Source organism: Streptomyces niveiscabiei, from assembly GCF_001419795.1.
In the GTDB taxonomy this organism is placed as follows: domain Bacteria; phylum Actinomycetota; class Actinomycetes; order Streptomycetales; family Streptomycetaceae; genus Streptomyces; species Streptomyces niveiscabiei.
Genome location: NZ_LIRL01001132.1, coordinates 1 through 888, shown reverse-complemented (window position 1 = coordinate 888; position 888 = coordinate 1). Strand labels below are relative to the sequence as shown.

The following is an 888-nucleotide window of genomic DNA, read 5'->3' as shown; positions in this document are numbered from 1 at the left end:
CTCGGCCGCCTGCGGGGAACCCATGCCCGCGGCGAGATTGATGAACGCCTCGAATTCCCCGGACGCACTGTTGGTGATCTGTTTGGCACTCCAGTAATAGGAGTCGCGTTCGGCGTGGGAGTTGTAGAACACCGAGAGGAATTCGTAGAAGATGCCGTACTCGTGCCGGTAACGCTGCTCGAATTCGGTGAAGGCTTCTTCCTCGGTGACACTGTTCTCCAGGACGCTGTTGACGGACCGCGCGGCGAGCAGGCCGCTGTATCCGGCCAGATGCACTCCCGAGGACAGAACAGGGTCGACGAAACAGGCCGCATCGCCGATGAGAACCATTCCGGGCCGCCAGAATTTCGTGTTCCAGTAGGAGTAGTCCTTGCGGACGCGGATCTGCCCGTAGGGTCCCGTGGTGACCCGATGGGCGTGGGCCAGATAGTCGCGGATCGTCGGGCATTCCTGAACGAAACCGGTCAGGGCTTCCTGGCGATTCTCCTGGATCCGGGGCGCCAGTTCGGGGCGGACGACCGCGCCGACGCTGGTCAGCGTGTCCGACAGGGGGATGTACCAGAACCAGCCGTTGGTGAAGGCGACGGTGAAGACGTTTCCGGAATTCGGCTCGGGCAGGCGCTTGCCGCCCTCGAAGTAGCCGAACAGGGCGAGGTTGCGGAAGAAGTCCGAATACGTCCGGGTGCCGCCGACGTGCCGGTGGGTGCGGCTGGTGTTCCCGGAGGCGTCCACCACATAGCGCGCGCGGACCGTGTGCTCGACGCGGTTCTCGTCGAGGAACCGGACCCCCGTCACGCGCGTGTCGTCCTCGACGACGCCGGTCACGGTGCAGCGGTGATGGACCTGCGCCCCGTTGCGGGCCGCCCCGTCGAGCAGGATCTGGTCGAA

General features: G+C 64.9%; 1 protein-coding gene. It reads right to left on the bottom strand.

Going from position 1 to position 888, the window contains the following annotated elements; all coding sequences use genetic code 11:
* A partial coding sequence (locus AOK24_RS40955; RefSeq protein WP_167376912.1) for a tryptophan 7-halogenase occupies window positions 1-888 on the bottom strand: 888 nt, incomplete at both ends.